The following is an 8,300-nucleotide window of genomic DNA, read 5'->3' on the forward strand; positions in this document are numbered from 1 at the left end:
GGATGGCGCGATGGGGATCAGTGGGGTCGGTCCGACGGTACCGATTTGAACCCCGTACCCATGGGGCCGGTAACCTGAGGTATTCGGGTGCGAGCAACCAGCCGTGCCCTGACCGTGCCTTACGTACTGAAGAGAGCACTGTGGCCGCCGACAAGATCGACACGATCGTCAGCCTGAGCAAGCGCCGTGGCTTCGTCTACCCCTGCAGCGAGATCTACGGCGGCACGCGAGCCGCCTGGGACTACGGGCCGCTGGGCGTCGAGCTCAAGGAGAACATCAAGCGCCAGTGGTGGCGCACGATGGTCCAGGCCCGTGAGGACGTCGTCGGACTCGACTCGTCGGTGATCCTCGCGCGCGAGGTGTGGGAGGCCTCCGGCCACGTCGCCACCTTCAACGACCCGCTGACCGAGTGCCTCTCCTGCCACAAGCGCCACCGGGCCGACCACCTGGAGGAGAAGTACGAGGCCAAGCACGGCTTCCCGCCGCCGAACGGCCTCAAGGACGTCAACTGCCCCGACTGCGGCACCAAGGGCCAGTTCACCGAGCCCAAGGACTTCTCGGGCATGCTGAAGACCCACCTCGGCGTCACCGAGGAGGCCAGCGGCCTGGCCTTCCTGCGCCCCGAGACCGCCCAGGGCATCTTCACCAACTTCAAGGCCGTCCAGACCACCGCGCGCAAGAAGCCGCCGTTCGGCATCGCCCAGACCGGCAAGAGCTTCCGCAACGAGATCACCCCCGGCAACTTCATCTTCCGCACCCGCGAGTTCGAGCAGATGGAGATGGAGTTCTTCGTCAAGCCGGGCGAGGACGAGCAGTGGCACGAGTACTGGCTCCAGCAGCGCTGGGACTGGTACGTCGGCCTCGGCCTGCGCACCGAGAACATGCGCTTCTTCGAGCACCCGAAGGAGAAGCTGTCCCACTACGCCAAGCGCACGGTGGACATCGAGTACCGCTTCAACTTCGGCGGCAGCGAGTTCTCCGAGCTGGAGGGCGTCGCCAACCGCACGGACTACGACCTGCGGGTGCACAGCGAGGCGTCCGGCCAGGACCTCAAGTACTTCGACCAGGAGAGCGGCGAGCGGTACTTCCCGTACGTCATCGAGCCGGCGGCCGGCCTCAACCGCGCCATGCTGGCCTTCCTGATCGACGCCTACTTCGAGGACGAGGCGCCGAACGCCAAGGGCGTCATGGAGAAGCGCGTCGGCATGCGGCTGGACCCGCGCCTGGCCCCGGTCAAGGTCGCCGTCCTGCCGCTGTCGCGCAACGCCGAGCTGTCCCCGAAGGCCCGCGGCCTGGCCGCCGACCTGCGCACCGCGTGGAACGTCGAGTTCGACGACGCCGGCGCCATCGGCAAGCGCTACCGCCGCCAGGACGAGATCGGCACGCCGTTCTGCGTCACCGTCGACTTCGACACCCTCGAGGACAACGCGGTGACCGTGCGCGAGCGCGACACCATGGCGCAGGAGCGCGTCTCGCTCGACCAGGTCAAGTCGTACCTGGCCGCGCGCCTGATCGGCTGCTGAGGCCGACCGCTCCGCGGGGAGCCCCCGTTCGTCCTGCGGGACGGGCGGGGGCTCCCTCGCGTTCCGGCACGGTGCGGGCTACCGCCTGCCCCAGCGGGAGCGGGTGGGCGCGGCGGGCTCGGTCGGCAGACCGGCCGCGCGGAGGGCGGCCAGCGTGGCGCGGTGCCTGGCCGCGTCGGCGTGCAGGGCGGCGAGGAGCAGGTCGTACAGGCCGCGGTGGTGGTCCAGCGAGGCCGCCAGCCGGACGAGTTCGACGGGCGGGCGGAGCGCGGCGAGCTCGTGCAGCAGCATGGCGGGCAGTGGCGCCGGGAGGTCCGTCGCGAGGGCCGCGAGGTCGGCCGTCGGGCGGCCGGCGGCCTGGCGCAGCAGCGTCCGGACGTCGCCGTGGCGGCCCGCTCGCTGGAGGCCGGCGGCGAGGGTGGTCAGCTCGGGGGTGGGGGCGGAGCCCCACTCCCACAGGAGCGTCGCCCCGTCGGCGAGCTGGCCGGCGCGCTCCAGGGCGGCGAGGAGGGCGGGCAGGGCGGCGGCCGGGTAGCCCCAGAAGGCGTGGAACAGTTCCGCGGCCTCCTCGGCGAGGCCCGCCTCGCGCAGTTCGGCGAGCACCGCGACGGCGTGCTCGGGGGCCGTGTGCGCGGCGCCGCGGGCCAGTTGCCGGGACGTCCCGGCTGGGCCTCTTCGGGCCAGGAGGCCGGCCAGCTGGGCGGTGTCGTCCGGGGTGAGCCGGGCCGCGGCCTGGGCCAGCAGCTCGGCCGTCTCGGTGAGGGCGCCGCCGCGGTGGAGCGTGGTCACCCGCCCGGCCAGTGCTCCGATGTCGGGGCGCAGCGGCGGTGGTTCGGGAGTGGCGAACTGTGGTGCCTGCGGCGGTCGTTGCCGCAGGTCGTGCTCCAACTCCTGGAGATGGTCGCTCAGTTGGATGCACCTGGCGCCGATCCCCTCGCGCAGTGTGCGGGCCTGGGCGAGCTGCCGCAGGAGGTCCCCGTCCGGCCGCTGCCGGTTCGGCGAGGCGTGTATCGCCTCGGTGAGCCGCCGCTCGCGCTGTCCGGCGTAACGGCTCGCACGGAGTAACTCGTCCAGCTCCGCCCGCAGTTCGTGAGCCTGCTGCTCGTTCTCCCGCGCGCTCGACCGCATGCGCATGATCGCCCCACCCCGTCCATCTCGACCCTGACTGCGGGACATCTTGGAGTCGGAATGTGGCGTGACGGTTAAGGGGGCACGTCCAGTCGTGCCCGACTGGTGTCAAGGAGCGCGCAGACGGCGGTCGTTGCGAGAAGTGCGCCGGTCGCACTCCGCAGGACGGCGGCTTCGTAGTAGGGCCCGGGGGCGACAGCCGCGATGACGTACCCGGCGGCGGCTCCGACGGCCGCCGGGAGGGCGAGCCGGAGGCCGGTGATGGCCGGCGCGAGGATCACGAGGGCGGCGAGGGCGGCGAGTTGGGGCGTCCCGAAGGAGCCGGCGTAGCGGATCGCGAGCGCGGGGACGAGGAACAGGGCCAGGGCCCGTTCGATCGTCTCCCTGAGGGCGGTGACGTGCGGGCCTGCGCGCAGGGGAGCGGGGATGCGGGGGCCGAGGTGCGCGGGAACGAGGCGCGTGGCGACGAGCACGGCCAACGCGGCTGCGGCGCTGGGGAGATGGTCGCCGAGCCGCGCGAGGTTGTAGAGCAGCACGGTGTCGTACAGCACCAGCATGAGCTGCCCGTACGCCCACAGGTCGAGCGCGAACAGGGCGAGGCTGCGCGGCGGTCGGTCCGTGCCGTCCTCCCGTGCGGCCAGCCGGCGGATCAGCGGCGGCGTGACGACGGCCGACAGCACCCGCAGGACGAGGTCGTCGACGGTGTACGGGTTCCGCAGGTCCCACTCGACCGCGCAGAACGCCGCGGTGTAGGAGACGGCGGCCATCACCACGAGCGGCGACCGGGCCACCCGGGCGTACAGGGCGCGGTCCAGCCTTCGCAGCACCGCGGCGAACGCCAGGAGCACGAGCGGAAGTTCGAGGAAGGCCTGCACCCGTAGGACGGACGGCGCCAGCAGCTCCGCGGCGGGCACGCGCAGGTCGATGCGCGGCACGTCGAACCATCCGGCCGGCAGGTACCGGGCGACGAAGGAGATGTCCCCGCCGTGCACCCGGTTCACGTAGACGGCGAACGCCAGCTGGTTGACGAGGATCAGCGCGACGACGACGGCGAGCGCCGCCTCCGGCCCGAACGCCCCTCCGCGCCCCGGCCGGACGTCGCGCCGCAGGACCCGGGGCGCGAAGGCGAGCGCAGCACCCGCCGACAGCACGACCGTGGTGTCCAGCAGCGGTTCGACGGGCCTCATGCGGCGAGGCGGGTGCGGGCTTCCATGAGGGCGAAGCCGAGGAGGTTCTCCCCGCGCCACCGGCCCGGGTGCTCCGCCCGTTCGTCGTCGGCGGCGAGGCCGATGCCCCAGACGCGGTCGACCGGGCTGGCCTCGACGAGCACGCGGTTCGTTGTGCCGAGCAGGTAGGTGCGCAGGGCCGCGTCCTGCCCGAACTTCGCGACGTTGCCCGCCACGACGAGCTCGAAGCGCCCGGCGCTCCAGGTGGCCTCGTCGAAGCCGGTGACGAGCCGCCCCAGCTTCTTGGCCTCGGCGGGCGTGCGGGCCGCCAGCACCCGCTGCTCGATCGCGGCGTCCCCGAACATGCGGGCCTTGCCGGCCATCATCCAGTGCTCGGCGCTCGCGTACTCGACGCCGTCCACGCTGAACCGGCACGGCCACCACTGGCTCAGCGCGCCCTGCCCGATCGTCCCGTCCTGCCGCGCCCGGTGCCCCCAGAACATCAGCCACTTCGGCCGTGCGCCGGCGTCCACGAGCGCCGCCAGCTCCTCCCGGTTCCGGGCGTCGACCGGGTCCCCCATGTGCTCGTTGCTCATATCGTCATTCTGACACAAAGTCCTGACGGCGGCGCAACCGCGTTTCGACCGGGTGACCTGACGTACTCGTCCACCGTGCCCCGGGCGCGGTTCGGCGTCAGTTCGCTGCTGCCTGGCCGGGGGAGAGAACAGGCAGGTCCCGCTCGGCAGCGGCTTCGGCGAGTCGTTTGTCGTAGGTGACGAACGCGGTCAGCGCGTGTTCGAGGTGCTCGGCGCCGGCAAGGTGAATGGCGTCCAGTGTCCGCAGGTGCTTCGCCGGGAACTGTCGTGCGGCGCGGAGCACGGGGTCTGAGAGCCGGATCCGGAGGAGACGGTCGAGCAGGTCCTCGGAGGCGTCGAGGAGGCTTTCCGGCGCACCGATCCTGATGAGCGCACGGGGCACTTCCACCTGGGCGAGCGCGCTGGTCGCGTGTCCTTCGGAGCCGCGGGCCGAGAGGAACGTGCGGAGTGCGGCGGATTCCTGTTCCGGGACGAGGAGTTTGAGGATCGCGCACGAGTCGAGGTAGATCAACGGTCCTCTTCCTCGCGCATCGCATGGAGGGCGTCGGCGGCGAGGCCGAGGGGCGTACCGACCGCTGGCGGCTGCCAGTCGGCCAGTCCGCGCGCGGTGGCGGCGTTCTCCGGGTCGATGGTGCCGTCCCGGACGAGGTCCTCCAGAACGCGCTGCTCGGGGTCGGGAGGCGCCAGCACCGCGATCAGTCGCCCGTTGCGGGTGATCTCGATTCGCTCGCCCGCCGCCACCCGGTCGACGAGATCGCTGGCGTGCTGCTGGAGCTGGCGGATGGGGACTCTGGCCGTCATACGACTCACGCTAGGACCAATCGTGCGGCGCTTGCGAGTCTCGTGCGTCGATTTCATGCGAACGAGCTACGGCCGCCGGATCCGCACGTGCGGGCCCCGCCGCCGGCGAGTGCCGGTGGCGGGGCCCGCGTCCGTGCGCGTGACCCGGGGGCTCAGCCGATGGAGCGGGGGAGCCGGGTGGTCAGGTACAGGATGGTGAACGAGCCCAGGAGCTGGATCCCGAGGCACACGGCGAGCGCCCGGTCCATGCCCAGGGTGGGCGCGAGCGACAGGTAGAGCGTGCCGAGGGTCGCGACGCCGAGCGCGAGGCTGGCCTGCTGGCCGGTGGCGAGGACGCCGCTGCCGACGCCGGCCCGTGCGGCGGGCACCTTGGCGAGGACGACCCGGAACAGCGGGGTGCCGATCAGGCCCTGGCCGATCCCGGCGAGCGCGACCCCGGGGGCCATCCGCAGCGGCGAGAAGTCGGCCCAGTCGGTGAGGACGGTGACGGCCAGGGTGGCGAGGCCGGCGGCCTGGACCACGGCGCCGGCGGTGAGCACCCGGCTGCCGAACCGGCCGATCAGGCGCGGGCCGGAGAGCGAGGCGGTGAAGTAGCCGACGGCCATCGGCACCAGCGCCCAGCCGGACGCGACCGGGCCGAGCCTGAGCCCCTGCTGCAGGGCGACGGCGATGACGAACATGAAGCCGCCGAAGCCCGCGAAGTACGGCAGCGCGATGCCGAGGCCGCGGCGCATCTCGGGGATGCGCAGCAGGGTCGGCGGCACGAGCGGGGTGTCCCCGCGGCGCTCGGCGCGGCGCTCCACGACGGCGAACGCGGCGGCGAACACCGGGAACAGGGCGAGCAGCACCCAGGACCACAGCGGCCAGCCGGCCGCCCGGCCCTCCATCAGCGGGACGAGCAGGGACAGCAGGGTCGCGGTGAGCAGGACCGTGCCGGGCACGTCGACCCGCGCGGCCTGGGCGGCGCGGCTCTCCGGGACGTAGCGGACGGCGAGGACCATCGCGAGCAGCGCGAACGGCACGTTCAGCAGGAAGACGGAGCGCCAGCCGGTGCCGAAGACGTCCGCCGCGATCAGCATGCCGCCGAGCACCTGCCCGATGACGACCGAGATGCCGCCGACCGCGCCGTAGACGCTCAGCGCGCGCCCGCGCCGGGCGCCGTCGGTCGCGGCGGTGATGGTGCCGAGCACCTGCGGGATCAGCAGCGCGGCCGAGGCGCCCTGGGCGGCGCGGGCGGCGACCAGGGAGCACGCGCCGGGGGCGAGGCCGCAGGCGAGCGAGGTGAGGGCGAAGGCGGCGGCGCCCACGACGAAGAGCCTGCGGCGGCCGAAGATGTCGCCGAGCCGGCCGCCGAGCACGAGCAGGACGGCGAAGGCGATGCCGTAGCCGGCGGCGACGAGCTCCAGGACGGCGGGACCGGCGGCGAGGTCGTGGTCGATGGTCGGCAGGGCCACGTTGACGATGAAGAAGTCGAGCATCGGCAGGAAGGCGCCGAGCAGGACGGTGACCAGCCCGGCGGTGCCGAGGGATGGGGTGCGGGGAGCGGCTGCCGCGGTGCCGGGGGTGGCGGCGGTGCGGACGGGGGCGGGGGCGACGGCGAGTTGTTGGGTCACGGGTCATACGATCCGCCCGGCCGTAGCCTGGTACCAGAGTTTGGTTATCCAGGTATAAGAAGTACCTGGCAACAGGATCCGCGATGGCGCATCCTAGGACACATGAGCCTGACGACCGCCGCCGCGCAAGCGCCGACCACCCGTGCCGCGCACGCGCCCACCGCTCAAGCCTCCGCCGTGCACCCCGGGACGGCGCCCGCCGCCGCGACCCCTGCCGACGCCCGCCGCCACGACCTCGCCGCCTTCCTGCGCAGCCGCCGCGAGCGCCTCACGCCCGAGCAGGTCGGCCTCCCGCCCACCGGCCGCCGCCGCACGCCGGGCCTGCGCCGCGAGGAGGTCGCGCAGCTCGCCGCCGTCGGCGTCACCTGGTACACGTGGTTGGAGCAGGGCCGGGACATCCAGGTCTCCACCCAGGTGCTCGACGCCGTCTGCCGCGCGCTGCTGCTGGACCCAAGCGAGCGCGCGCACCTGTTCACGCTGGCGGCCGCTGAGGACCCGGCCCCGGTGTACGAGTGCCCGTCCGTGACGCCGAGCGTGCGCCTGGTGCTGGAGCAGATGGCGCCGTACCCGGCCGGGGTGATCAACACCCGTTACGACGTGCTCGCGTACAACGCCCAGTACACCGCCATCGTCGGCGACCTCGACGCGCTGCCGCCCGAGGACCGCAACCTCATGTGGCTGGCGTTCACGCCCTCGCGCTTCCGCGAGGTGCTCGTCGACCACGAGACCGAACGCAACGTGATGGTGGCCCGCTTCCGCGCCGCGATGGCCGACCACGGCTCGGAGCCGGGCTGGAAGTCGCTGGTCACGCGGCTGCAGAAGGCCTCGCCCGACTTCGCGCAGGCCTGGCAGCGGCACGACGTGGCCCGGCCCGGCAACGGCCTCAAGCGGTTCCTGGTGCCCGGCGTCGGGATGCTGCACTGCGAGTACACCAACTTCTGGCTGGGCCCCCGGCTGGGCTCGCGGATGATCACGTACACCCCGCGCGACGAGCGGACCCGCGAGCTGATGGAACTCCTGCCGAGGAAGTCCTAACGGAGGGCCGCCCGCCGCCCGAGCAGCAGGCACACGGCGGCGAGCGGCAGTTCGACGCAGCCCGCCATGACCACCGCCGCGAGCACCGCGTGCCCGGGACCGGCGCACGCGATGTCCGCCAGCGCGTCCCCGGCGAGCAGCAGCGCGACCGCCCCGCCCGCCCACCGGGCGGCGACGCTGCGCCGGCGGACGGCCGCGTCGAGCGCGAGCAGGGCGGCGAACTCCAGCAGGTCCAGGACGACCCACGGCGTCTCGTGGCAGACCGCGAGCACCCCGAGCCACGGCAGCAGCGCGACGGCGGCCAGCGCGGGCAGCCGCTCGAAGCGGGCCGGCCGCACCAGGCGGTCGAGCCGGTCCAGGACGCCGGCGTGGAGATCACCGGCTCGGGGCCGGCGCCCGTCAGGGTGGCGGTGTTCGACACCAGGGCGATGTCGTCCG

9 protein-coding genes are annotated in these 8,300 nt (G+C 73.2%); 2 read left to right on the plus strand and 7 right to left on the minus strand.

Annotated features, from left to right (window positions below):
* The first annotated feature begins 140 nt into the window (after window positions 1–140).
* Window positions 141–1,523 carry a glycine--tRNA ligase gene (locus AB0O00_RS06730; protein WP_363649016.1) on the plus strand — a complete coding sequence of 461 codons (1,383 nt, stop codon included), beginning with the start codon at window positions 141–143 and terminating at the stop codon, window positions 1,521–1,523.
* A 78-nt stretch (window positions 1,524–1,601) separates the two neighbouring features.
* On the opposite strand, the gene AB0O00_RS06735 is transcribed toward AB0O00_RS06730, so the two are convergent.
* The 6 genes from AB0O00_RS06735 to AB0O00_RS06760 all read right to left on the minus strand — a co-directional run bounded on the left by AB0O00_RS06735 (window position 1,602) and on the right by AB0O00_RS06760 (window position 6,725).
* The gene (locus tag AB0O00_RS06735; RefSeq protein WP_363649017.1) at window positions 1,602–2,657 is read right to left on the minus strand and encodes a hypothetical protein; all 1,056 of its coding nucleotides are present in this window, start codon (window positions 2,655–2,657) and stop codon (window positions 1,602–1,604) included.
* A 68-nt stretch (window positions 2,658–2,725) separates the two neighbouring features.
* Complete coding sequence (locus AB0O00_RS06740) at window positions 2,726–3,838, minus strand: hypothetical protein (RefSeq protein WP_363649018.1); 1,113 nt, start codon at window positions 3,836–3,838, stop codon at window positions 2,726–2,728.
* Entirely contained in the window at window positions 3,835–4,398 is a 564-nt protein-coding gene (locus tag AB0O00_RS06745; protein WP_363649026.1) for an NADAR family protein, read from the minus strand. Before AB0O00_RS06745 ends, AB0O00_RS06740 begins: the two co-directional genes overlap by 4 nt.
* A 112-nt stretch (window positions 4,399–4,510) precedes the next feature.
* On the minus strand, window positions 4,511–4,924 hold the full coding sequence (locus AB0O00_RS06750) for a type II toxin-antitoxin system VapC family toxin (protein ID WP_363649019.1): 414 nt from the start codon (window positions 4,922–4,924) through the stop codon (window positions 4,511–4,513).
* Window positions 4,921–5,214 carry a type II toxin-antitoxin system prevent-host-death family antitoxin gene (locus AB0O00_RS06755; RefSeq protein ID WP_363649020.1) on the minus strand — a complete coding sequence of 98 codons (294 nt, stop codon included), beginning with the start codon at window positions 5,212–5,214 and terminating at the stop codon, window positions 4,921–4,923. The genes AB0O00_RS06750 and AB0O00_RS06755 overlap by 4 nt, the downstream gene beginning before the upstream one ends.
* Before the next feature lie 152 nt (window positions 5,215–5,366).
* On the minus strand, window positions 5,367–6,725 hold the full coding sequence (locus AB0O00_RS06760) for an MFS transporter (RefSeq protein WP_363649027.1): 1,359 nt from the start codon (window positions 6,723–6,725) through the stop codon (window positions 5,367–5,369).
* Window positions 6,726–6,929: 204 nt separating this feature from the next.
* Here AB0O00_RS06760 and AB0O00_RS06765 point away from each other — a divergent pair, with 204 nt between their 5' ends.
* Window positions 6,930–7,862, plus strand: coding sequence for a helix-turn-helix transcriptional regulator (locus tag AB0O00_RS06765; RefSeq protein ID WP_363649021.1), 933 nt, complete (start codon window positions 6,930–6,932; stop codon window positions 7,860–7,862).
* Here AB0O00_RS06765 and AB0O00_RS06770 read toward each other — a convergent pair.
* Window positions 7,859–8,300: hypothetical protein (locus AB0O00_RS06770; protein ID WP_363649022.1), on the minus strand; the 442-nt coding region annotated here is incomplete at its 5' end. The genes AB0O00_RS06765 and AB0O00_RS06770 overlap by 4 nt on opposite strands.

This window comes from Kitasatospora sp. NPDC093558 (genome assembly GCF_040683475.1).
Lineage (GTDB): Bacteria > Actinomycetota > Actinomycetes > Streptomycetales > Streptomycetaceae > Kitasatospora.